This is a genomic window from Pseudomonas sp. R-28-1W-6 (genome assembly GCF_009799925.1).
Lineage (GTDB): Bacteria > Pseudomonadota > Gammaproteobacteria > Pseudomonadales > Pseudomonadaceae > Aquipseudomonas.
In genome coordinates, this window is record NZ_WELK01000001.1 from 294,700 (window position 1) to 318,749 (window position 24,050).

General features: G+C 63.9%; 16 protein-coding genes and 2 riboswitches. Of the genes, 4 read left to right on the forward strand and 12 right to left on the reverse strand.

Annotation, left to right across the window (positions count from 1 at the left end; translation table 11 throughout):
- Window positions 1-2 precede the first annotated feature (2 nt).
- The gene (locus tag F3I62_RS01330) at window positions 3-1,712 is read right to left on the reverse strand and encodes an ExeA family protein (RefSeq protein WP_160487890.1); all 1,710 of its coding nucleotides are present in this window, start codon (window positions 1,710-1,712) and stop codon (window positions 3-5) included.
- Between the two features lie 181 nt (window positions 1,713-1,893).
- On the opposite strand from F3I62_RS01330, the gene F3I62_RS01335 reads away from it, so the two are divergent.
- From F3I62_RS01335 to F3I62_RS01345, 3 genes are all read left to right on the forward strand, one after another.
- The gene (locus tag F3I62_RS01335; RefSeq protein WP_160487891.1) at window positions 1,894-3,258 is read left to right on the forward strand and encodes a sigma-54 dependent transcriptional regulator; all 1,365 of its coding nucleotides are present in this window, start codon (window positions 1,894-1,896) and stop codon (window positions 3,256-3,258) included.
- A gap of 137 nt (window positions 3,259-3,395) precedes the next feature.
- Window positions 3,396-3,626 carry a hypothetical protein gene (locus tag F3I62_RS01340; RefSeq protein WP_160487892.1) on the forward strand — a complete coding sequence of 77 codons (231 nt, stop codon included), beginning with the start codon at window positions 3,396-3,398 and terminating at the stop codon, window positions 3,624-3,626.
- A gap of 688 nt (window positions 3,627-4,314) precedes the next feature.
- Window positions 4,315-4,389, forward strand: a riboswitch (cyclic di-GMP riboswitch).
- A 63-nt stretch (window positions 4,390-4,452) separates the two neighbouring features.
- Window positions 4,453-6,741, forward strand: coding sequence for an Ig-like domain-containing protein (locus F3I62_RS01345; protein WP_160487893.1), 2,289 nt, complete (start codon window positions 4,453-4,455; stop codon window positions 6,739-6,741).
- Window positions 6,742-7,001: 260 nt separating this feature from the next.
- Here the strand turns inward: F3I62_RS01345 and F3I62_RS01350 are convergent, their stop codons facing one another.
- The gene (locus F3I62_RS01350; RefSeq protein WP_160487894.1) at window positions 7,002-10,001 is read right to left on the reverse strand and encodes a hypothetical protein; all 3,000 of its coding nucleotides are present in this window, start codon (window positions 9,999-10,001) and stop codon (window positions 7,002-7,004) included.
- A 797-nt stretch (window positions 10,002-10,798) separates the two neighbouring features.
- A riboswitch (cyclic di-GMP riboswitch) is annotated at window positions 10,799-10,873 on the forward strand.
- 64 nt (window positions 10,874-10,937) lie between these two features.
- Between F3I62_RS01350 and F3I62_RS01355 the strand changes: the two genes are divergently transcribed.
- Window positions 10,938-13,205, forward strand: coding sequence for an Ig-like domain-containing protein (locus F3I62_RS01355; RefSeq protein ID WP_160487895.1), 2,268 nt, complete (start codon window positions 10,938-10,940; stop codon window positions 13,203-13,205).
- A gap of 98 nt (window positions 13,206-13,303) precedes the next feature.
- Here the strand turns inward: F3I62_RS01355 and F3I62_RS01360 are convergent, their stop codons facing one another.
- The 10 genes from F3I62_RS01360 to gspG all read right to left on the reverse strand — a co-directional run bounded on the left by F3I62_RS01360 (window position 13,304) and on the right by gspG (window position 24,046).
- Window positions 13,304-15,583: a hypothetical protein gene (locus F3I62_RS01360; protein WP_160487896.1), complete on the reverse strand. Its 2,280-nt coding sequence runs from the start codon at window positions 15,581-15,583 to the stop codon at window positions 13,304-13,306.
- A gap of 915 nt (window positions 15,584-16,498) precedes the next feature.
- Window positions 16,499-18,694 carry a type II secretion system secretin GspD gene (gspD, locus tag F3I62_RS01365; RefSeq protein ID WP_160487897.1) on the reverse strand — a complete coding sequence of 732 codons (2,196 nt, stop codon included), beginning with the start codon at window positions 18,692-18,694 and terminating at the stop codon, window positions 16,499-16,501.
- A 14-nt stretch (window positions 18,695-18,708) separates the two neighbouring features.
- Window positions 18,709-19,389, reverse strand: a complete 681-nt coding sequence (locus F3I62_RS01370; protein ID WP_160487898.1) for a hypothetical protein — start codon at window positions 19,387-19,389, stop codon at window positions 18,709-18,711.
- A complete protein-coding gene (gspM, locus tag F3I62_RS01375) occupies window positions 19,386-19,979 on the reverse strand; it encodes a type II secretion system protein GspM (protein ID WP_160487899.1) in 594 nt (197 codons plus the stop codon). Before gspM ends, F3I62_RS01370 begins: the two co-directional genes overlap by 4 nt.
- Window positions 19,976-21,085, reverse strand: a complete 1,110-nt coding sequence (locus F3I62_RS01380) for a PilN domain-containing protein (RefSeq protein ID WP_160487900.1) — start codon at window positions 21,083-21,085, stop codon at window positions 19,976-19,978. Before F3I62_RS01380 ends, gspM begins: the two co-directional genes overlap by 4 nt.
- Before the next feature lie 43 nt (window positions 21,086-21,128).
- Window positions 21,129-21,986 (reverse strand): type II secretion system protein GspK, encoded by an 858-nt coding sequence (locus F3I62_RS01385; protein ID WP_160487901.1) that lies wholly within the window; start codon window positions 21,984-21,986, stop codon window positions 21,129-21,131.
- 22 nt (window positions 21,987-22,008) lie between these two features.
- Window positions 22,009-22,674, reverse strand: a complete 666-nt coding sequence (locus F3I62_RS01390; protein WP_160487902.1) for a type II secretion system protein J — start codon at window positions 22,672-22,674, stop codon at window positions 22,009-22,011.
- The gene (locus tag F3I62_RS01395; RefSeq protein ID WP_160487903.1) at window positions 22,671-23,063 is read right to left on the reverse strand and encodes a prepilin-type N-terminal cleavage/methylation domain-containing protein; all 393 of its coding nucleotides are present in this window, start codon (window positions 23,061-23,063) and stop codon (window positions 22,671-22,673) included. The genes F3I62_RS01390 and F3I62_RS01395 overlap by 4 nt, the downstream gene beginning before the upstream one ends.
- Window positions 23,056-23,607, reverse strand: a complete 552-nt coding sequence (locus tag F3I62_RS01400) for a GspH/FimT family pseudopilin (RefSeq protein ID WP_256667585.1) — start codon at window positions 23,605-23,607, stop codon at window positions 23,056-23,058. The genes F3I62_RS01395 and F3I62_RS01400 overlap by 8 nt, the downstream gene beginning before the upstream one ends.
- Window positions 23,588-24,046: a type II secretion system major pseudopilin GspG gene (gene gspG, locus F3I62_RS01405; RefSeq protein ID WP_160487905.1), complete on the reverse strand. Its 459-nt coding sequence runs from the start codon at window positions 24,044-24,046 to the stop codon at window positions 23,588-23,590. Before gspG ends, F3I62_RS01400 begins: the two co-directional genes overlap by 20 nt.
- Window positions 24,047-24,050 lie beyond the last annotated feature (4 nt).

Here is a 24,050-nt window from a genome sequence, read left to right on the forward strand (position 1 = left end):
CCTCACTCCCAGTCCGCTTCGGCGGCGGTCAGCAGGGGAATACCGGTTTCGGTCAGGGCGCTGAGGCGGATCAGGGTCTGCGGGCCCAGCACCGCATCGGTGGCCAACTGGTATTGGTGCTGGAAGGCCAGCACCTGCATCTGCAGGGATTCGTCGTAGCGCTGGCGCTGGCCACGCGGCGGCTCGAGGCCCTGCAGCTTGGCCAGACGGGCTGCCAACCACTGCACCACCGGGCTGCTGGTCTCCGGGCGCAGGGGTTCCTGGTAGCCCGGCGGCAGGCGCCAGAGCAGCAACGCACCGGCGTCCAGCCAGTTGCGCAGGTCCTCCAGCTCGACTTCGCGCGGCTCGCCGGCGACGTCCAGGGTGGCGCGCCCGGTCTGCTGGTCGAGGCCGACCAGGGTGGCGTGGAAGCGCTGCCCGCTGGCATTGCGCAGGCGGATCACCGCCGGCAGGTTGAAGCCGAGCAGTTCCTCGAGCTGGCCGGGCGTCTGCAGGCAATCCAGCCCGTGCTGGCGGGCGAAGCGGCAGATCACCGGGGCCTGCTGCGGGTCATAGTCGAGTCCCCAGAGGTCGAACAGGCGCTGGTAGGCCAGCACCTCGGTGGCCGTCAGGTCGGTACCCGCCGGCCATTGCCACTGCGCCGGGCTCGACGGCAGCAGCGCGGGCTGCAGCCGACCGTCGGCCGGCAGCTCGATGGCCTCCGGCTCGGCCGCCGGGGCCAGGACCGGTTCCGCCACGGGCACCGGCAGCGGTGTGGCCGGCGGCGCCTGCACCTGCTCGACCGGCGCGGGGCGCATCCAGGCCAGCAGCTCGCGCCCGCCGGGAATCAGGAAACCGCCCAGCAGCAACAGCAGCACCGTCAGCGGCAGCAGCGCCCAGCGCCAGGACGACGCGGGCGCGGCGAGCTGGCCGCGCACTTCGCGCGCCGCCCGGTTGAGCAGCCACCAGTTGACCCGTGGCCGGCGCTCGACATAGGCACCGAGCAGGGCGCGGTCGCAGATCACATTGATCATTCGCGGCACCCCGCCGGTCAGGCGGTACAGGCGGTGCAGCGCCGCCCGGCTGAACAGCGGCGCATCGCGCCCGCCCACGGCCAGGCGATGGCCGACATAGGCCGGCAGCTCCTCGCGGGACAGGGCGTGCAGGTGGTAGCGCGCGGTGATGCGCTGGTCGAGCTGGCGCAGCTCGGGGCGGGCCAGGGTGGCGAGCAGTTCCGGCTGGCCGATCAGGATGATCTGCAACAGCTTCTGGCTGCTGGTTTCCAGGTTGGTCAGCAGGCGGATCTGCTCCAGCACGTCGAGGCCGAGGTTCTGTGCCTCGTCGATGATCAGCACGGTATTGATCCCGCGCCCGTGGGCCTCCAGCAGGTGCTGGTTGATCGCGTCGATATAGCCCTTGATCCGGTGGCTGCTGTGCGGGCGGGGGATCTTCAGCTCGTCGCAGATAGCTTCGAGCAGCTCGGTGATGCTGTACTTGGGATTGAGGATCACCGCGACTTCGGTGTTTTCCGGCAGCTGTTCGAGCAGGCAGCGGCACACCGTGGTCTTGCCGGTGCCGACATCGCCGGTCAGCAGAACGAAACCGCCGTTGCAGTTGATGCCGTAGAGCAGGCTGGCCAGTGCCTCGCGGTGCTGCTCGCTCAGGTACAGGTAGCGCGGGTTGGGCGCGATGGTGAACGGCAGTTCGGAGAAGCCGAAATAGTTGCTGTACATGGACGTCTGACCTCGCAGTCTACCTGTGACTATAGAAGTCGACGGGGCACTTTCCAGTCCGGTGCGGGCAGACGTCCTTTCGTCGGCGGAACAGCCAAAACGCCGCCCCGATCTACACTGTGTAAAGAGGATCGCCTGTTTGAAGTAGCAGATACACGCTACTGTATCAAAGGCTTAACACATGTCCGCGATAGTCTCCGACGTGCCCGGCGCTCCCCGCCGCGCGCTGCTTCTCGATCTCTCCAGCGAAGAGACCCCGCCGCCTCTGCAGCACCTGCAGGACTGGGTATTCGACCGGGTCACCACCCTGGACAGCGCCCAGGGCCTGCTGAAGTTCCATCAATACCGGGTCGGCATCGTCATGCTGCCGGCACTCGCCGAGGAGCAGTACGAGCAGCTCGAAGCCCTGCTCGACCACGACGAGCACCTGTCCTGGGTCGCCCTGACCCGGTCCGGGCTGCTGGAACAGCAGAATTTCCGACGACTGATCTACGAGCACTTCTACGACTACTTTTCCCTGCCGCTGCAGGGCAACAGCCTGGATCACCTGCGCCACGCCCTCGGTCATCTGGACGGCATGTCGCGCCTGCGCGCCCTGGAGCAGGAAGCCCTGGTGCCGCTGGCCGAGTTCCAGATGGTCGGCGGCAGCCGACATTTTCTCGCCATCTTCGACCAGATCCGCCGGGTCGCCGGGGTCGAGGCGCCGGTGATGATCCGCGGCGAGACCGGGGTGGGCAAGGAGATGATCGCCCGCGCCATCCACCAGCGTTCGCCACAAGCCGAGGGGCCGTTCGTCGCGGTGAACTGCGGCGCCCTGCCGGAGACGCTGATCAATGCCGAGCTGTTCGGCTACGAGAAAGGCGCCTTCACCGGGGCCTACAAGCGCAAGATCGGCCGAATTGAGGCGGCGCAGAACGGCACCATCTTCCTCGACGAGATCGGCGACCTGCCGCCGCAGATGCAGGTCTACCTGCTGCGCTTTCTCGAACAGAAGACCATCGAGCGCCTGGGCGGCAACCAGAGCATCCAGGTCAATGCGCGGGTCATCGCCGCCACCCACGTCAACCTGGAACAGGCGGTGGCCGACGGCACCTTTCGCGAGGACCTCTACTACCGCCTCAACGTGCTGAGCATCTATGTGCCGCGCCTGGCCGAGCGCGGCAACGACATCGAGCTGCTGGCGCGCTACTTCCTGCACAAGTTCGCCAAGGAGTACGGCACCAGCTCGCGCGGCCTGACCCGCCAGGCCATCGGCGCCCTGCTCAGCCACAGCTGGCCGGGCAACGTGCGCGAGCTGATCAACCGCATCCGCCGTGCCCTGGTGATGAGCGAGAACCGCATGATCAGCGCGGCCGACCTCGGCCTCGAGGAATGCGAGAGCCTGGACATGGTCATGCCGCTGGAGCAGGCCCGTGCCCACGCCGAGGAACTGGCCGTGCGCAGCTGCCTGAGCCACTCGATGAACAACGTGTCGCAGGCTTCAAAACTGCTCGGCGTATCCCGTGTAACCCTCTATCGGATGATGGACAAATACGGCATCCGTTAAGCGCAGCTGTAACGGCCGAGCAACAGTTGACCGCCCCGGCGCCCCGCCTTTAACGCGGCGCCCCGCCTGGGGCGGGCCTTTCAGGGCTTTGGCGTGCTATCTGCATGCTTTCTCCAGTCAGTGCGGAGGTAAGCAGCATGCCTGAACGCGGTCGCCGAGCCACCGATCTGCAGACGCCGGAAAGAAGAGGCAGCGGCGCCGCGGAAGTGGTCGGCGCATGCCCGGAAAGCGGCATGCTGGCCTTCCCCCTGTTCAGCGAGCCGCCCTTCGTCAACTGGTACCACTACCGCAAGCAGCGCATCCAGCATCGCCAGCATCCCTCCAGTTCGCCGCCGATCCTGCTGTGGGACGAAGCGGAAGATCCCTGAGCGTCCGCTCACGCCTCGTAGGGTGTGCCGTGCGCACTGCAAACCACGAGCAGGTCGCCGGTGCGCACGGCGCACCCTACGCAAGAGTCACCCAGCCCTGAAATCACTGGGTCCGCCCCTTCGTTGGCGGAAGCAGGAACATAGCGTGACCCGCTTCTGAGCCGCGCCCTCCTGCACCGCCCCTTCCGCCATCTCGACCAGCCCGCGCCACGCGCCGGTAGCGCCGTGCGCGCCATCCTCCCCGGCGCAAGGCTGGCATCCGGCCATGATTTTAAAGCGCCATTAGTGGCCGAAAGCCAGTGTGACAGCGGTCGCGTTTGCGCAAATGGTTCGATGAACGGTAGCCAACAGCCGATGGTTGGCTCACCTTGCCCGCACGCCTCTAGCACGCCCCTTTCGCCAGCCAGGCCAAAAAGTTCCAGATCATTTTTTAACCAAACCTCTACAGCCTTATGCCTCGTTTGTATAAAAAACGAACAAATCGCGTGCTAGATTCCGCTCCCGTAACAGCTGTACAGAAAATGAACAGAACATCCCTGGCATCTGTTACAGGAAATACCCCGCTGCATTGCGCAGTGAACAGTGAGGTTTGCCGATCCACGCACTGGCATTACGTGTCGTCGCCGATCGAGGGGCTTTAATCGGGCAGCCGCGGCTGCCCATGTTGTACCGCTACAGAAAGCTCCTCTCCCGACAAAGGCATAACCAGGGCAACCTGGCGACGCAAAGTCACGGGCCCTCCAAGGGTCGCCGGACTGCCGAAGGAGACATCCCTCATGGACAGCCGTGAAGAGGAACTTTTCTGAACCTGATTCAGGAGAGCCCCATGCGCTTGTCCAAGCCTTACGCCACATCCTTGCTTTGTATGCTGGCGCTCAATGCCGGTCTGACCTTCGCCGCCCAACCGGCCAGCGCGCCCGGTGCCGTCCAGACCGACATGCGCAGCCTGCCGGCTGCCCGCGAGGCCGCCAGCAGCCAAACAACGGAACTGCTCGGCTTGCACAAGCGCCTGCAGAAAGCCGCGACCAGCGAGCGGGCACAACTGCGCGAGCAACTGCTCGGCAAGGCCGAACAGCGCCGGCAACTGCTGCTCGAACTGGCGCAGAGCCATCCCGAGGAAGTGCTGCGTGTCGCCATCCCGGAGGACAAGCAGAAGGGCATGCCCGCCGAGGTGGTAGCCAAGCTGGAACAGCGTCTGGAGCTGGAAGGCGAGCTGCAGGTGGTGTACGAGGACTATGAGGACGCGCCAGCCAAGCTGCGCCACTTCCTCAAGACCCCCTTCGGCGAGCGCTTCGAGTTACGCCTGGCCAACGCCCAGCGCGAATGGCGCAGCGGCCTGAACGTGCGCGCCCAGGGCGTGCTGCTGGAACATGCCGACGGTGCCAGCGAGGCTATCCAGGGCGACCTGGTGGTCAACGACGACGACAACGGCCTGCTCCTGCTCGCCGATGGCACGACCACCAGCACCAGCACCGGCGAGCTGGCCTACGACCTGCCCAACACCCTGGGCGCCCAGCGCACCCTGGCCATCCTGGTCAACTTCCAGGACAAGCCGAGCGACAAACCCTGGACCGCCACCCAGGCCAGCAGTCTGGTGTTCGGAGACGTCAGCAATTTCTTCAAGGAAAACTCCAGCCAGCAGACCTGGCTGACTGGCAGCGTCGCCGGCTGGTACACCATCCCGATCAGCAGCACTGTTTGCGACGGCTTCGCCATCCAGGATGCTGCCAAGGCAGCAGCCCAGGCCGGCGGTTACAACCTCAGCAACTACGACCGCTTCCTGTTCATCTTCCCGCAGAACAGCGCCTGCGGTTACAGCGGCATGGGCCAGGTAGGCGCCTTCCCCTCCAGCGCCTGGATCCACAACAGCCTGACCCTGCGCACCGTCGCCCATGAGATGGGCCACAACCTCGGCCTGTACCACGCCCATGCCCGCGACTGCGGCAACACCACCCTGGGCAGCACGTGCACCAACCAAGACTATGGCGACACCGTCGACACCATGGGCTACTCCGGCACCGTCGGTCACTTCAACGGCTTCAACAAGGAGCGCCTGGGCTGGCTGGCCAGCGGCAACATCACCACTGTAGCCAGCAGCGGCAGCTTCTATATCAAGCCGAACAGCGTCGCCAGCAGCGCGGCCAAGGTGCTGAAGATTCCGAATGGCATCGACTCCAGCGGTGCAGCCAGCTACTACTACGTCGAGTACCGCCAGCCGGTCGGCTTCGACGCGAAAATCACCGAACGCGGCGTGATCGACAGCGCCAATATGTTCAACGGCGTCACCGTGCGCCAGGCCAGCCCGAGCAACGGCAATAGCGGCTACCTGCTGGACATGACTGCCGGCAGCGACTTCGTCGACATGAAGGACGCCGCCCTGATCGGCGGGCGCAACTTCACCGACAGCGGTATCAGCATCACCACCCAGTCGACCGACTCCAGCCAGGCGCTGGTCACCGTCGACCTCGGCGCAGCCTCCGGTGGTGGCCAAACCTGCACCCGCAGTGCGCCAGTCGTCAGCGTCAGCCCGGGGCAAAGTACCTGGCTGGCGGCCGGCAGCGGCTATACCTTCACCGTCAGCGTGACCAACAAGGACAGCAGCGGTTGCGCCAGCAGCAGCTTCAGCCTTGCCGCCAGCAAACCCAGCGGCTGGAGCGCCAGTCTGGGCAACGCCAGCCTGAGCCTGGCACCGGGCGCCAGCAGCAGCACCACGCTGCAGGTCACCTCGCCGAGCAGTGCGGTCGATGGCTTCTACAGCGTCGGCGCCAGCGCCACGGCCAACGGCCTGACCGCCAGCGGCAGTGCCAGCTTCGTGGTCGACAACCCGACCAGCGTGACCAACCAGGCGCCCAAGGCACTCAGTGACAGCGCGCTGCTCACCAGCCTGACCGCGGTGAACATCGCCGTGCTGGCCAACGACAGCGATCCGGACGGCGACGCCCTGAGCATCGTTACCTTCACCCAAGGCAGCAAGGGCAAAGTCAGCCTGAACAGCAACGGAACCCTGAAGTACAGCCCGGCCAAGTCGCTGAAGAGCACCGACCAGTTCAGCTACACCATCAGCGACGGCAAGGTCAGCGCCAGCACGACGGTGAACATCAGCCTGAAGCGCTAGCAGAAAGCCCAAGCCGAGATTAAAAGGCGCGGAGCCCAGGCTCCGCGCCTTTTTTATTCCGGTCGGATCCGCTCCCGTAGGATTTATCCCCCATGAGAACCGCCAGCCTGCGCGCCTGCCACAGCTATCGCCCCTCCCACAAGAGCAGCACAGGGTTCATTGCGCAAAGAGCAAGGCAGCACACAAAAAAACGCAGGGCCACGCCCTGCGTTTTTCGTTTTGCGATAGCCGGGTCATCCCTGACGCCGGCGGGTTACCCCTTAGAACGAGCTATCGTTCGGCAGATCGCAACCCAGGTTGTTGTAGCCATCCAGCGTCGAAGCCAGAGCCAGGATGGTGCCACGATCCTTGGTGGCCAGAGCCGCATTGACCTGCGAGATCACCTCAGCGGTCGACAGCGGGAAGTCCACATCATCATGGCCGGCGTTGAGCAGCGAGGCCACTGCGGCGCGCAGGAGAATCTGCGCAGCACCGACCAGGTTGGTGCCGCCCGGATAGCCCAGAGCCTCCAGCAGGGTATCGTCACCCAGTTGGTTGCTCAGCACGCCACTCGGCAGGCTGAACACCGAACCAACCAGCTGATCCGGGCTGTAGCCCGTCCAGCTACCGGTGCTGTTCTTCCAGAAGCCGGGGGTGCAACCCTCGAACTCCGGCGGCGGCGGCGGCACATCGCAGGTAGCGCTGGCGGTGGCGCTGTAGGAGCCACTCACGATCGCATCACTGCCGCTGGCCAGCACGGTGTTGGTGAAGGTACCGGTGCCCGGGCTGTAGCTGCCGTTGTAGTTGGCGGAAGCCCCCGGAGCCAGATCACCGATGGGGAAGGTCACGTCATCCGAGGTATCCCCCGGAGTGCCGTTATCATCCACCACCGACACGCCGAGCAGCGCCACGTTGCCGGAGTTGCTCACGGTACCGTTGAACAGGATCGGCTGATCGTGGGCCGTGGCGTCGGTGCACTGCTTGGTCACTGCGATCGCCGGATTCACATCCGCTGCGCAGCTGGCCGTCTCGGTATCCGACACCGCCTGAGCGGTCAACACATCCTGACCGTTTGCCGTGACCACATCGGTGGAGCTGATGCTGCCGGTGCTGAAGCTGCCGTTGAAGGGCAACGAAGCCCCAACTTGCAGGGTGGCACCGCTGATCAGCGTGACGTCGTCACCCGGGTTGGCCGGAGTGCCGTTGTCATCCACCACACTGACGTTCTCCAGATCCACGTTGCCGGTATTGGTCACCGTGCCGTTGAACAGCACATCGATGGCCGTACCGCCGCTGTTGACACTGGCCGCGCACTGCTTGGTCACCAGGATGGCCGGATTCACATCCGCTGCGCAGGTGGCCGTCTCGGTGTCCGACACGACATCGCCGGTCAGGGCATCGGAAGCCGTTGCCGAGACCACATCGGTCGAGCTGGAGCCGCTGCCACCGAAGCTGCCACTGAAGGGTAGCGAAGCCCCGACCGCCAGCGTGACGTTGTCGATCAGCGTCACATCGTCGCCGGTGTTGCCCGGAGTGCCGTTGTCGTCGACCACGGTGACGTTGTTGAGGATCACGTTGCCGTTGTTGGTCACCGTGCCGTTGAAGCTCACGTCAATACCGTCACCGGTATCGTTGACTTCGGCCGTGCACTGCTTGGTCAACACAATGGACGGATTGGTATCCGCCAGGCAGGTTGCTTCGGCAGTATCGGACACTTCAACATCAGTCAGCACATCGGTACCGCTGGCAACCACATGGTCGGTGGAGGTATTGCTACCCGTGACCCCGAAGCCGCCGCTGTACGGTGCCGAAGCACCAGCATCGAGATTGCCGATGCTGACAGTCACGTCATCCGTGGTGTCTGCCGGAGTGCCGTTATCATCCACCACGCTGACATCCTTCAGCGCGACGTTGCCGGTGTTGGTCACTGTGCCATTGAACAGCACATCGACACCCGAACCGTCACCGCTGAGCGTCGCAGTGCAGACCTTGTCGACCTCAATGGCCGGAGTGACCGTCGCCTCGCAGGTGGCATCGGCGGTCGCGCTGACCGAGGTGCCGTTGCGATGACCTTCGGCGGTCACCGTATCGGTGGCCGGAATAGCCGTGGTCTCGTAACTGCCACTGTACGGCTGGGTTTCACCCGGTTGCAGGGTGGCCGGACCAAAGACCTGGATATCGTCAGCGGTGTCGCCCGGGGTGCCGTTGTCATCGGTCACGGTGACATTGTTCAGCGCCAGGCCGCCATCGTTGGTCACCTCGCCACTGAAGTTGACCACGACGCTGTTGCCGCCATCCTGATCGTTCACCTCAGCTTCGCAGTTTTTGGTCACGGCGATGCTGCACAGGTCGAAGTCGCCCAGCACGAAGTCCTTCAGCTGTGCGGTTTCCGAACGCGAGGAACGGGTCTCGGCGAGGAAGCTACTGAAGCAGGGCGCATCGCCGCCGAGCAGCTTGGACACGTTGATGCCACCCTCGTAGAAGCTCTCGAAGGGAATCCCCGCGAAGCCGTTCTTCGGCGCATAAGGCCAGGCCGGTTCACCACCCAGGTTGTTGTGGTTGGTAATGGCGCAAGCGAGCTTGTCACCAGGGCCACCGCACTGGGAGTTAGTGGTGAAGACATGCTCCAGATTTTCCGCGACGTCGCCGCCACTAGCCACCCACTTGTAGACCTTGATCTCCGGTACGGCGTTGGCACCCTGGGGATACTCCACCAGAACCAACAGGTCGCCCACCATGTGCTCGCCGATAAACTGCTTGTTCGGCCCCAGGCCGATCTGATCCTGGAAGAACCAGAAGCCGGCGAAGGCGTCGCCGTTGTTGGCCAGGCGGTCGAGGCCGAAGTAGATGATCAGGTCGCCCGGATCATTCTCCGTGTCGCCTTGGCCAGCCGGCACCGTATAGGCGGCCGCATAGGCGTTGGTGATGTCGTCCTTGTCCGGCACGTTGCCATCGGTATAACGCCACTCGGTGACATCGTTGATGTCCTTGGAACCACCCTGGGTAAAGATGGTCAGCGGTGCCGGGTCGTCGATGATGACGTTGCCGGTGTCCGGATCCTTCGTTGTGGCTGCCGGTGTGCCCAACTGGTTGCCTGCGTACAGGCTGCCCCAGTCATCGCCACCGCCCGGCTGCACATCCACCGTATTGCCATCCAGTTCAAACAGTCCTGGTGCGGCGCCATCCACGGCATAAATCGCCGTGGTCGTGACGCCCGCCACCAATGCCGCAGCCAGCAAACAGCGCGGCAGCGTTCGCAGAAAAAAGTTGTGCGTGCGCATAACCCTGCTCCTTCGCCCTGCCAGCCTGCCCTGGCCACAGGAACGGTAGAGCCCTGACGCCGCCGATGCGGACATCCTCGACCCGCCCGGAACCAAGATTCCAGGTGACGACAAGGCGCTCTTACCTTGGCTCCCCGCAACGACTGCACTCCGGGCCAGAGCCACACCGGAAACCCTCAGGCTTCCTCGGGAGACATTGATTCAATAACCGCGCCACAATCATATCTATATGTTTTTAAAGGGTTTAATGGCAGGCACCCAGCCTGATGGTCAGCCACGTGCGGCGCAAATCTGATTTCTTGTACAGGCCCTGAAACAGCCCGCTGCGAGTTGCGCCGTGAAGTGCAGGAAAAACCCTCGAAGGGCCCATGCCCAGGCCTCCCAAGGGAAACGGCGCCGATTGTTCAGAGGGCGTAACAGCGGTGTTCATGCAACGCCATCCGTCGGCTGCTGCCCCGTTCGGGAGCGTTTCGCCAGCCTGCCATGAACTGATGAAAGCGCTCTAATACGGGCCTTGCAGCCAGACGGACAGGTCCCCTTCTGTGGCTCGGCCGGGTAACGGCCAGCCTTATGCCACTTCTGTATAAAAAATGAACAGTTGTCGTGTTAAATTTCACCCACGGTACAGCTGTTCAAAAAACGAACGATCAAACAGCGGTGCCGTAACAGGAAATATCCGCCCACTGCATCGCGCAGTAGACATTGAGGTTACAGATCACCGCCCGTCGGGCAGTGCATCGGGGGCTTTAACCGGGCAGCTGCGGCTGCCCCTGTTGTATCGCTACAGAAAGCTCCTCTCCCGACAAAGGCATAACCAGGGCAACCTGGCGACGCAAAGTCACGGGCCCTCCAAGGGTCGCCGGACTGCCGAAGGAGACATCCCTCATGGACAGCCGTGAAGAGGAACTTTTCTGAACCTGTTTCAGGAGAGCCCCCATGCGCCCGTCCCGGCCCCGTTTCGCCCTTGCCTTGGCCATGCTGCTCGGCAGCCTGGCCGCCACCCCCGCTGCTATCGCCGCCAGCGAACAGGCCAGCGACCGCCAGCAGGCCGCTGCCCTGACCGAGCAATTGCTCAAGCTGCAACAACGCCTCGACCAAGCCGGCAGCGCCGAACGCCCAAGACTGCTGCTGCAGCTCGAACAACAGGCCGCACAGCGCCAGCAACGGCTCACCGAACTGGCCGAACGCGACCCGGCCGCCGCCCTGCGCGCCAGCCTGCCCGAGGCCCAGCAGAACCAGCTGGATCGACAACTGCTGGACAAGCTGGAACGCCCGCTGCAGGTGGAGGGCACCCTGGAGGTGAGCTACGAGGACTTTCCCGACGGCAGCCAGCGCCTGCGCCACTTCCTCGAAACGCCGTTCGGCGAGCGCTTCGAACTGAGCTTCGCCCAAGACGCGCCGCGCCATGGCAACGGCAAAAAAGTGCGCCTCGACGGCGTGCTGTTCGGCCAGGCCCAGGCCGGGCGCGACGGCCTGCTGGCGCTGGAAGATGGCGACAGCAGCCTGGTCTGGTTGGACGCCGGCGGCACCAACACCACGCTGGACGGCAGCCTGGTTCCGGCGGTCGAGTACAGCCTGGGCGAGCAGAAAACCCTGATGATCCTGGTCAACTTCAGCGACAAGCCGGAGCAGCCGTGGACGCCGACCGCAGCCAAGGGCATGTTCGACACCCTGGATGCCTATATCCGCGAGAACTCCGCCGGGCGCACCTGGCTCAGTGGCCGGGTGGCAGGCTGGTTCACCATCGCCCAGAGCAGCACGGTCTGTGACACTTATAACCTACGCAACCTGGCCCGCTATGCCGCCAGCCAGAGCGGTATCGACTTGAGTGCCTACAATCGCTTTATCTATGCCTTCCCGAAGAATGCCTGCAGCTTTTCCGGCTCTGCCTCGGTTGGTGGCATGACGACCGAGGCCTTTATCAACGATCGCTTCGTTCTCAACACCATCGCCCATGAATTCGGCCACAACCTGGGCCTGGATCATGCCCACGCGCTGGAATGTGGCACCACGGCGCAAGGCGATAGCTGCAGCAGCTATACCTACGGCGACACCCTGGACGTGATGGGTGACCAGCTCGGCGAGGGTCACTACAACCCCTTCAACAAACAGCGCCTGGGCTGGCTGAAGGCCAGCGAGGTGCTGGAGATCAGCAACTCCGGGCGCTTCGACCTGCTGCCCTATACCGACCTGGCCAGCAACGGGGTGCGGGTATTGAAAGTGCCCAAGGTCAATGACCCGGGCAACTGGTATTACGTCGACTTCCACCAGCCAATCGGCTTCGACGCCCAACTGCTCGATGGCAGCAAGGTCAATGTGGCCAACATCACCAACGGCGTGACCATCCGCCAGGCGGGAACCCGCTCCTACAGCCAATTGCTCGACATGACCCCGAGCAGTGCGGTCTCTTCCTATGACCGTCTGGACCCTGCGCTGGAACAAGGCAACAGCTTCAGCGATGCGGCAGCCGGAGTGACCCTGACCACCAGCTGGGTCGACGGGCAGAAGGCCCAGGTCGACGTGCAACTCAGTGGCAGCGCCACTTGCGTGCAGAACGCTCCCAGCGTGCAGGTCGGCGCGCCGGTGACCCAGTGGGGCGGCGCCGGGCAGACCCTGAACTACCAGGTGCAGCTGACCAACAACGACAGCGGCTCATGCAGTGGCCGCAGCTTCAACCTGCAGGCCAGCCAGCCGAGCGGCTGGAACAGCCAGTTCGCCAGTACCAGCCTCAGCCTGGCGCCCGGACAGACCAGCAGCACCAACCTGGCGGTGACCTCGGCCAACAGCGCGGCGCCCGCCTACTACGACCTCGGCGTCAGCACCAGCCAGGCACCGACCAGCAGCGCCAGCCTGACCTATGTGGTCGAGGCGAGTGCCGGCAACAGTGCGCCCGTGGCGGTGAACGACGCAGTCAGCCTGAGCAGCATCGCCCCGATCACCATCAGCGTACTGGCCAACGACAGCGATGCCGACGGCAATGCCCTGAGCATCGTCACCTTCACCCAGGGCGCCAAGGGTTCGGTAAAGCTGAACAGCAACGGCAGCCTGACCTACACCCCGACCAAGGCCTTCAAGACCGGCGACCAGTTCGGTTACAGCATCAGCGATGGCCAGAGCACCGCTAGCGCCACGGTCACCATCAGCCTGCAGACGTCCGGTGGTACCAGTGGCGGCAGTACGGGTGGTGGCAAGGGCAATCGCTAGGCCAATCCACCTCAGCGCAAAAGAAAAGGCGATGGGGATCTCTCCCCATCGCCTTTTACGTTACGGCTCGACCGAGCCTTTCAGACTAGCGTACGCCCTCAGTCCGGAGTCGGGCACAGCGGGCAATCGGCATCATCCGAAGCCGTCGGATCGCCGCTGCTGAATGCCCCCACTGCTTCCACGCTGGCGGTATCACTGAATTGCAGCGGGGTGAGATCGGTCAGGTCAATGGCCGAGGTCGGATAGTAGTAGCCATCGACGGTGAACGAAGCCGCCGGGGTCTGCCCCCCCTCCAGGGTGGTCGGATAGGACTCGAAGACCACCGCCGGGTCATCGCTCAGCACGATGCCGGTCAGGTCTTCCTCGCCCAGGTTGGTCACGGTCGCCGTGACTTTCACCTTGACCACCAACTGACCATCCTCGTTGGGCTCCAGGATAACGTCATCGCAGTCCTTCGCTACCCCAATGCCATAGGTGAAGCTGCCATCGCAATCGGCACCATCGGTGTTTGACGCATCGTCAAACGCCGTCCCCTGGCTGTTGAGCACTTCGCCAGCGGCCGTTACCGTATCGCTATGGCTCAGCGCCACGGTGCTCACACCGTCGACAGGGCCAGTGACAATGGCACTCAGGTCGGCATAGGGCACAGAGACGGTCTTGGTGAAGCTGCCGGTTTCACCGACTCCCAGCTCGGTCACCGCCACGCCGCCGACCTCCAGCACGAGGGCGCCGAAGTCGCTGTCGCTCACATCCATATTGCTCAGCAGCACATCCCCGGTATTTTCCACGGTGCCGGTGATGGTGACCTCGACGGTATTGCCGTTGATGAAGGCGATGGAGCAGTCCTTATCCACCACCAGACTTGGATCGGTCTGGTAACTGCACTCGGCACCATCGCTGTCGCTGACTATGGCCTCTTGCGGGTTGGGCTCCTCACCCGAAGCAGGAACATCCGCCACATCGCCGAAGGCCAGAGCCATCACGGTATCGGTCAGCGGATTCGGCACTAGGCCCGTCAAGCTATAGCTACCCTCGAAGCGCACGGTCACACCACCGAGCAACGGGAAGTAGGCACTGCCATCGGCCTGCAGAACCAGATCGTCGACATTCGGGTCATCGTCAGCCGTGTTTAACGGCGTGCCGTTCTGGCACCCCTCAACACCAACGTCGATACATACACGGTCGATACTCGAGCCGTTCTGATCGTCCTTGAGGTAGGCGATATACGAGGATCCGCCGCTATTTTCCAGGGAGCCGAAGAAGGTCACGTCGACGTCTTCGCCGTTATCATTCAATTCGGCGGCACAACTCTTCTCGACATCGATCCCGCACACCGGGAACGCGCCAAACACGAAGTCCTTCAGCTGGGCGGTCTGCGAAGTGGACGAACGGGTCTCGGCCAGGAAGCTGGCGAAGCACGGGGTGGAGCCCAACAGCGCAGTCACGTTGATGCCACCTTCGAAGATGCTCTCCTGGGGCAGAGTAGTGGCAAGACCACTCTTCGGCGTGTAGTCCCACTCTGGGGAGTTCGCTAGGTCGGCCGAGTTGGTAATGGCACAGGCCAACTTGTCGCCTGCTCCGTCACACTTGGCTGCAGCATCCGCGAACACCAGATCCAGAGGGCTGGACAGGGTCTTCGGCGGTTTGGTCTGCTCGCTCGAATCGAAGTTTTTGTCAGCGTCCGCATCGTTCGGGTCCCATTGGTAGATCTTGATTTGCGGCTCCGCGTTGGCACCCTGCGGGTAGTTGACGATGACAAACATGTCGCCCGGGAGAAACTTGAGCTCGATCGGATCGCCTTGAACCCAATCAGGATTGAGACGCATCGCCACATGGTTGCCGGTGAAGTCACCGGTTCCCTGCGCACTTGGCTCGGTCTGCCCCACCTCGCCCTGGAAGAACCAGAAGCCGGCGAAGGCATCACCGTCGTTGGCGAAGCGGTCCAGGCCGAAATAGACGATCAGGTCGCCTTCCTTATGCGGGCCGGTGTCGGCAGGCATGTTATAGGCTGCCGCATAGGCGTTGGTGATCTCGTTCTTGTCGGGAGTCGAGCCGGTAGTGTATTTCCACTGGTCGACGTCAGAGACGTCCTTCGACCCGCCTTGGGTAAAGACCCTGTCCCCCACATCCGCAGTCGCTATATCAGGCACGATACCGGTGAAGGCGAACGGGCTGCCCCCATCGTTGTCGCCAAAGTTGTAAAGCACTTCCCAGTCGTCACCGGCGGCTGCCTCCCCTTCGGGATTGCCCTCCAGTTCAAACAAGCCGGGTGGGTTGCCGTCGACCGCATTGACCGTGGTCGAGCTGGCGATGCCAGCCGCCAAGATCGCGCCGAGCAGACAGCTCGGCAGCTTCTTCATCAAGTGTTTCGTGTTCATCTGTCTGCTCCTTCACCACCGCTCGAGTGTCGACGAGACAGCGGTGTTCAGACGCCCAGCCATGGCGCATGGAATAACGCCGGCGCCGGGGCTTACCCTTGAGCCGACTGGGACGCTGTGTTTTTGTGCAGGGTGCTAGCGGATCCCGATTGCGGTTGTTCTCGCTTGCGATGCCATCGAAATCCCTCTCCGGAGGACGACCGACTCTCCTCGTCGCTTAGGTAATCAATTGCCATGCCAAATTTATAACTCTATGTTTTATAGATGTTTTTTTGAAAAATAGAGCACAGCCCTGCGCTGCTGGTACGCAGGAGGGGTGATTGCAGAGGGGGATTGTTAAGGCGGACTGACAGCAGGCGCTCGGCACTGACGCCGAACCCTATTAATTTCAGGGGCTTGGCTACTTGCTCGGACAATTGCAGCTGTACAGCCGGTGAGACAAGCAGCGATGACAGCTGATAACCAGCACCTGTGAAATTGTTAAGGCAGACTGACAGCAAGCACCGGGCACAGCTGCCGTACCCTACCGATTTCAGGGGATTGGCTGCCTACTCTGACAATTGCGGCTGTACCGCCGACCAGCCAGGTGTCGCTGGCGCCTGGTGGCCAACGCCGAAGGGATCAGGCTTTGCGCCTGTCGCATACGAGCGAGCCGGCGCTTGCCAAAATGACGGGGGGCCCGCTGAGGATGCCATCCAGTGGTTCCGCAACATAGCCCTAAGAAGCCACGGAAGCCACGATCTCTCGTAGGGTGCGCCGCGCGCACCACAAGCCATGCACAGACCTCTGGTGCGCACGGCGCACCCTACGCGGAGCCGCCCAAGCCTGGAATCCGCGCGTAGGGTGGAAAACTGCGAAGCATTTTCCACCGCTGAGCCGAAGCAGGAGCCTTACCCATGATGCGTAAACAGGCTCTTATTCGAACTGACGCCCCTGGCCCTGCCAGGCATCCTGCGGCAAGGTCACGCCCTTCAGCTTGTTGCGGTACTCCTGGGTGACATCTTCGGCCTCATCCGTATTGGTGACTGCGGTCGGTGTAATCAGCACCACCAGTTCGGTGCGCTGGATCTGCTTGCCCTGGCTGCCGAAGGCCCAGCCCAGAAAGGGAATGTTGCGCAGGTAGGGCAGGCCCTCGCTGGTGCGGCTGTTGTTCTCCTGGATCAACCCGCCAAGCACCAGGGTCTCGCCACTCTGCACCGCCACGTTGGTATTGATCCGGCGCTGGGTGATGGTTGGCGAGTCGATGCCGGAGGTGGTGGTGGGTTTTACATCGTTGACTTCCTGGGTGATCTCCATGGAGATCATGCCACCCGCGTTGATCCGCGGCTTCACCTCCAGCAGAACCCCGGTGTCCTGGTACTGGATGGTGCTGGTGACCAGCGCGGAAACACCGGTATCGGGGTCGGTGACTGCCCCGCCGGTATCGGTGGTTTCCGAGGTGCGGATCGGCACCCGGTCACCGACGCGAATGGTCGCGGCGCGGTTGTCCAGCACCATCAGGGTCGGCGAGGAAATCACATTGATCTTCGAGTCGCGGGCCAGCAGGTCGAGCAACAACCGGGCGCCGGCCGCATCGAACACGGTCAGCGAACCGGTGGGGGTCAGATCGGCCGGTGTGGTCAGAGGAAAGCGACCGAGGGTGCCACGTACGTTCTTGCCGTCGATCTCGCTCTTGAAGAACCACTGCAGGCCATAGCGCAGTTCGTCCTCCAGGGCGACCTCGACGATGGTGGCTTCAACCAGCACCTGCAGCGACAGCACGTCGAGCCGCTCGATCGCCTGCAGCACCCGCTCGTAATCGCTGGGCGTGGCCATCACCAGCAGGGTGTTGGTCTCGTCATCGGCGATGATGCTGACTTCGCCCACGTCCAGGCTGGCGCCCTGGCCATCCGGGCCAATCAGCACGGGCTCACGGCCGACCTCGACTTCGCTCTCACCATCTGCCGCCGGCGGTGGTGGCTCGTCTACGGGGTTAATCTGCCCACCGTCCTGCGGCTCATCCTCGGTCGTACTGCGCCCCTCGAACAACTGAGTGAGGATATCCGCGATGGTTTCCGCCTTGCCGTGCTGCACATGATAGACATGCATGCTCACGCCCTGGCCGCCCTCGGCACGATCCAGGCGTTCGACCCAGGCACGGGCATCATCCAGATACTTGGCCTGGGGGGTGATCACCAACAGTCCGTTGAGCCGCTCGATCGGCAGGAAGCGCACCATGCCGGCCAGCGGCCCGCCGGCCGAATCGCCAAAGATGGCCTCCAGCTCCTTGAGCACCACTTGCGCCTCCACCGCCTGCAGGCGGAACAGGCCGACCGACATGCCGCGCAACTGATCGACATCGAACACCCGCACGGTCTCGCGGATGTTGTTCAGCTCATCCTGAGTGCCGGCGACCAGCAACAGGTTGCGCGTCTCGTCGACCCGCATCAGGCCCTTGACCGGCTTGAGCGGCTCGAGAATCTTCTGCAATTCGGCGGCGGAGATGTAGAGCAGGGGAATGACCAGCAACTGGTAACCGCGCAGCTCCGCCGGGCTGAGCCGCGGCACCAGAGCACCCGATGAAGCGGCGTCGATGGGCACCACTTCGTAGAAGTTCTGCGACTTGACCAGCACCGCGCCATTGACCTGCAACAGCGCTTCCAGGGTCGGCAACAGCGCCTCGCGGGTGAGCGGCCGGCTGGTCTGCAGGCTGACCGTGCCGCTGACGTTCGGATCCAGCATGTAGTTCAAGCCGAGGATCTCGCCGAGGATGATCTTGACCACCTCGGCGATCTCCATCTGCTGGAAGTTCAGGGTGATTTCGCCCTCCTTGGCCACGGGCTGCTGGGGCACGCTGCCGAGAGCGACCATGCTGCCGGAGCCGCGGTAAATTTCGGCGCGGGGCGCCGGCAGGGGGGTGGCGGGCACCGGGGTCGCCTCGCGGTGCAGCGGTGCGCCCTCCGGGCGCGGCTGGCGCACGCTGCTGGGCGGCGCCGGCTCGGCCTGCTCGGTCTTGCGCCCCCAGGGGTTGTCGAACGTGGCCCGATCACCTCCCGGAATAGCCGCGCAGGCCGCCAGCAGCAGATAGCCGCCGAGCTGGGCAGGGCGAGCCAGGATCCTGAGCATCTTCATCTGCGTGTTCTCCTCTACCCCTGTTGGGCCGGCGCGGCAGGTGCCGGCGTGTCCGCAGGGGGGGTTGTCTTGTCCGCCGGCGCCGCAGGTGCTGCGGGCTTGCTCTTCTTATCCTGTTTGTCCTTCTTGTTCTGTTTGTTCTGCTTGTCCTCCGGCGACCCGGCGACGATGGGCTCACGCAGCGGCATGCGCACCTCGCTGGTTCCATTGCTGAGCAGCACATGGTCGCTGCCGATGAAATCCAGTCGCCATTCGTCAACCAGCACCATGCCCTGCTCCAGCAGCAAGCGCAGTTCGCCCTGGCGTTCGCTGAAACTGGCCAGCTGCCGGCCTTGCTGCATGGCGATACCAGTCAGGCGCCAGGTCTCGCGCAGTTGCTGCGCATCGAGGTTGACCTGCGGCGCATCCTTGAGCACCGGCGGCCGCCGCGTGTTGCTGAACAGCGGACGCTCGATCATCTCCCGGTACGCCTCCAGGGGTTGCGGCTCATCCGGCACGCTTGCGGGTACCGGCGCGGACTCGGGAATGGGCTCGGGCGTCGGTTCGCTGACTTGCTCTGCGGGTACCGGAGCGGGTGCCGGCTCATCCCCGGCAGCCACCAGCGCCGCAACCACCGCCGGCAACAGCAATAGCACGATCAGCACCAGCACGATCAGCCGCCAGTGCGTGCGCAGCAGGTGCAGCAGCCCGTTCATTGCACCTCCCCGCGGGCGATGAAGCCCCTCAGGTCGAAGGTAATATCCAGCGACGGTACGGCCTTGAGATCCGCCGCCTGGCGGATGCGTTGCATGTCGACCCGCGGGTTGCTGAGTACCACGATGTTTTCCACCAGCAGCAACGGTTCGTGATGCGCCAGCTCATGCAGCAGGCGCACCAGTTGCTCGGTTTCGCCGCGCAGGTGCACCTTGATACCCACAGCCGGCAAAGGCGACCCGGTATCCTCCAGACTGAGAATCTGGGTACTGATCACCTGGGCGCCGATCTGCTCGATCAGCTGACCGATTTGCTGTTGCAGCTCGGCGCTGGCCAGCGCCGGACGTGTCTCGGCGATGACCAGCCGGGCCACCGGGTCGCTGCTCTTGAGTTCCGCCAGGCGTGCCTCCTGGGCGGGCAGCTCGGCGACCAGGCGCTGATAGACCTCCAGCCGTTGCTGCAGGTCGGCGATAATCTCCTCATCGGACTGGAAACGGCTGAGTAAGGGGCCGATCACCAGCCACAGCAGCAGGCTGACCGCGCTCAGCAGGATCAGTACGGCGAGCAACTGGCGCAGGCGCAGCGGGATCATGGCGCCTCCTGCACAGGGCGGCGCTCGGCCAGCAGGCTGAAACGATCTTTCTGGGTACGTGGGTTGCTGGTGATCGGTGAGGCATAGCTGACGTTCTGCAGGGTCTTGGATTGCTCGAGCAGGCCGATCAAGGCCGACGCCTCGGCCGACTCACCCTCCAGGCGCACCCGCTCGCCGCTCAGTTCGAAGCGGCTGAGCCAGGTGGTGTCCGGCAGCAGGGTCGTCAGCTCCTTGAGCATGCCCAGCACCTCGCCGGCATGAGCCTGCTGCTCGCTCAAGTAACGCCGCCCGGCTTCCAGCTGCTCCAGTTCGGCGCGCACTGCGGAGGCTCGCTCGGCCGCCGCCTTGGGCGCATCCAGCTCGGCAGCCAGGCGTTCGGCGCGCTGCTGTTGTTGCAACAGTGGGAACACCACCAGCGCGAGCAGTACCAGGCCTGCTGCGATCTGCAGTCGGCGGTTGCCGCGCAACCTGCTACCACGGCTGCGCTGCCGGCCACCCGGCAGCAGGTTGATCGACTGGCCGCTGCCACGCTCCGCGCCCTCGTCCAGGGTGACCAGCGCAGGGTGCACGCCGAGGCTGTCGAAGCGGTGAAGCAGCTCATCCAGGTATTCGCGCAGCACCACCAGCAGTTCCACCTGCAGGCGCTGATGGCGGCGGTCGCGCTCGAGAATGCGAAAGCCGAAGTACACCTGCTCGCCGGTAAACGGCGTGTGTCGGTCCATCTCGAAGCGCAGCACGTTGCCCATCCCCGACTCGGTGGCGGCCGGCAGGCTGAGCACCTTGCACAAGACCTGTTGTGGCGGGAGCAGCAGGATCACCTTGGCCGCCGAGCCCAGGCGCTCGAGAAGCACCTCAAGCAGCTCCGGCGGCAGTTCGCCCTCGCTGCTCAAGGCGCCGCTGACCAGCGTTTCGCGCTGGTCGAGGCTGCCAAAATCGAGACTGCACTGGCCCTCGCGCAGGACGATAAACAATAGATTGCCGCGCCGCCGCAGACGATCGCGCCAGTGCTCTGGAACAAGGCCGAGCAACTCCTGGCTCCACCACTGCCAGAAGCGTTGCGCCAAGGCGATCAGGGAATCCGTCGCCACTTGCAAACGGTTGTTCATTGATTGTCCCTTCGCTCAAGGACACTTCAGCAGCAACAAGACCTCAGGGCTGGAGACCGTTCTGTAACACCTGTATGCCCTGTGTACTGCCAATGCCACGTCGACGTATCACCAATTGTTGCCGAACCTTTACCCCCGTCCCCACCGATGTATCCGTAACGATAGAGTAGTTGACACCCGGGGCATTGGGAGACAGCAGTAGCGGATCCACGCCGGTCAACAGCGGCGGCCGCTCGCCAGCGGCGTAGTTGCGCCGGCGCTCTTCGATATAGCTGTCGATGCTTTCCGGACGTATCCCCGGCAGCGCCAGCAAAACCTCGCGTGGCGCCACCATGGGGTTGACCTCGGCCTTGTTCGAATACAGGGTCAACGCCGGCAATACCTGCTGGTAAAGCCCCTCGTTCATGCCCAGCACCTGACGCAGTTCCTGCAGGCGCTCGAACGGCTGGTTGGCTGGTCCCAACAGGCCCGCCACACGGTATTGCTCCTCTTCGGCCCCGGTCGGGTGCAGCAGGTCATCCTCATCGCGCCAGTCAAGAATGACTTCGGCCTGGGCCAGCGCCGCCTTCTCGTCCAGCCCCACCGATTCGAACAGCCCCGCCAGCAACTCTACGCCGGCCTCGTTCAGGTCGATCTTGCCCTGCTCGTCGAACAGGGCCACCTCGACCCGGATGCCATCCAGCTCCAGGCTGCGCGTACTGCCATCGGCCAGCCAGCCGGCGGTATCGGTCTGCATCAGACTCCACATCCCCCAGTTGACCCCGGCCTCGGTGACATGCCGAGCGCTTGCGGCCAGGCGCGCGTTACCCGCCAGCTGCAGTTCGGTACGGCTGCCAGCCGACAGATTGAGGACGATCAGCGACAGCAGCACCAGCAGCCAGAGCACGCCGACCAGCGCCACTCCGCTGCCGCGCCGGCGGACCTCAACGGCTCCTGAAGATGGCATAGGCCATGTCCCTCGGTGCCACCAGCAGTTCGGCCACCCCGGCCTTGCGCTGCCGCGGCGGAGTCAGGCGCAACAGCACCGGCAGGCCGGATTGCTGCTGCCATTGGCTCTGCCACTCCAGCTCACCATCGTCGCGGCGCCCCAGGTAGGCGAAGTTCCACGCCCTGGGTAGCCCCTCGGTCAGTACCTTGCGCCCCCCCTCACTGGCCAGGGTATCGGCCAAGAGGGTCCAGTTGAGTTCTTCCATCTCGACAAAGGGCATGTAACGCAGCTCCAGTTGCCAGGCCAGGCCTTTGGCCGTGACCTGCTTGTCCTGCAGCAGATGCACCCAGTACAGCTGCTCGTCGTTGTCCAGTGCCGGCAGATAGGCGACAAAGATGACCTGCTCCTCGTCGCCGAAGAAGGCCACCTGCTGCATGCCCTCGTCGTCGTTCACCGAGAGCTCCTGCGGACTTTCCAGCAGGCGGCGTAGCAGGGACTGGGTCAGGTAGCTGCGCTCCATTTCCTGCTGGCGCAATTCGGTGCTGCTCCAGCTGCGCAGGGCGACATGCAGGCCACCGTAGGCCAGCATCGCCAACAGGCCGGCGAGCATCATCGCCACCAGCAGCTCGATCAGGGTGAACCCCCACGGCCGGCACGTCATGGCGTTTCCCGCAGCAGACGGATGGTACTCAGGCTGACCCGATCGGCCGGACGCGAGCCCCAGCTGACCGAGACGCGGATCAACAGGGGCGTGACGCTGTAGCGCATGCCGGGCTCCTGATTTTCGAATTGGTAGGGCTCGACCTCGCTTTCCCAGTCGTAGCGACTGTCCAGGCGCCCCTCATCCTTGCCCTCGCTGCTGCCATCGAGGTGGATCAGCACGTCCGCCAGCTTGGACTCGGCCAGTTGCAGGGCGACCTGGTGATGGTCGGCAGCATCCAGGGCGTTCAACGACTGCGAGACGATGCGCATCAGCACGCTCATGCTCAGGCTGAGGATGAGGAAAGCCACCAGCACCTCGAGCAGGGTGAAGCCGCGCGAACTAGCCATCGGCCTCATGTTCGTCCTCCGCTGGCTGCTCCTGTTCCTTTTTCTTTTCCTGCTCCTCGTCGAGCAGCGGCGGCGTCTCCAGCAACAGACCGCGCTGTACTCGCCCGCTCAGCCAGTCGACACTCACCACCTCGCTGCGCCCATCGTCCAGCGCCAGGCTGAGGCTGCCGCCGGAAGAATCGCCTCGCGGGTAGAAGAGAATCTGCGTCGACCCCATTGCCACGTCAGTGGCACCGGGCCCGGCCTCCAGCGCCAGGCTGAACTGCTCGGGGACCATATAGGGTTGTTCACGGTAGCTCAGGCGCAGACCGCCGCTCTCGGCATCCTGGCTGATCGCCACCGGGGCTCCGCTGAGGATCGCCTGGCTGCGCGCGTGGCGCAGCAGCGCCGCCAGTTTGCGGCTCTCGGCCTCCAGGGTGAGGCCCGGCAGGAGGCGCTGGAAGGCCGGACCGACCAGGCTGACGGCCAGGCTGGCGATCACCAGTACCACCAGCAGCTCCATCAGGGTGAAGCCTCGCGATCCCCTACTCCCAACTGCGCACATCCCGGTCTTCTCCCTCGCCTCCCTCGCGGTTGTCGGCTCCCAGGCTCCACAGGTCGAAATCGCCGTTCTGCCCCGGCGCGCGGTACTGGAAGTCGTTGCCCCAGGGATCCTTGCGGATCACGTTTTTCTTCAGGTACGGCCCGTTCCAGCCATCGACGTTGCGCGGCTTGGTGATCAACGCCTCGAGCCCCTGCTCGCTGCTTGGGTAGCGACCCAGCTCCAGGCGGTAGAGGTCCAGGGCCGAACTCAGCTCCTGGATCTGCAGCGCCGCCGCCTTGGTCTTCGATCCGCTCAGCTGCTTGAACACCTGCGGGCCCACCAGGCTGGCCATCAGGCCGAGGATCACCAGCACCACGAGGATTTCCAGCAGGGTAAAGCCCGCAGAATGCCGGTCTGTAGCGACGATGAATGAGAATGTACGGCTGCGTCGACTGTGCATGAGT